Origin of the sequence: Caballeronia sp. GAWG2-1 (assembly GCF_023631405.1) — a bacterium.
Classification (GTDB): Bacteria; Pseudomonadota; Gammaproteobacteria; order Burkholderiales; family Burkholderiaceae; genus Caballeronia.
In genome coordinates this window covers 1-301 of record NZ_JALQDD010000069.1, presented here as the reverse complement: position 1 = coordinate 301, position 301 = coordinate 1, and the positions used below count along the sequence as shown (strand labels likewise).

Annotated in this window: 1 protein-coding gene and 1 tRNA gene; both read right to left on the bottom strand. The window is 57.8% G+C overall.

The annotated features are described in order from the left end of the window. On the bottom strand, nt 1-224 hold a 224-nt coding region (locus NCR98_RS33280), incomplete at its 3' end, for a hypothetical protein (protein ID WP_250495521.1). Then, a tRNA-Leu gene (locus tag NCR98_RS33275) sits at nt 215-301 on the bottom strand. The genes NCR98_RS33275 and NCR98_RS33280, both read right to left, overlap by 10 nt.

Sequence of the window (301 nt, the reverse complement as noted above, 5' to 3'; positions counted from 1 at the left end):
GAGAGGACTCGAACCTCCACGGTGTTGCCACCGCTAGGACCTGAACCTAGTGCGTCTACCAATTCCGCCACCTGGGCCAAGGGGTACAGCGAGCCCGCTATTCTAGCGGTAACGGTCGCCGTGTCAACCAACTGCGCTTTTATGGAGCGCCGCCGGAAGCAGGACTTCCGCATAAAAAGAAAAAGCCACCCGAAGGTGGCTTTTTCAAACATCTTGGTGCCCAAGAGAGGACTCGAACCTCCACGGTGTTGCCACCGCTAGGACCTGAACCTAGTGCGTCTACCAATTCCGCCACCTGGGC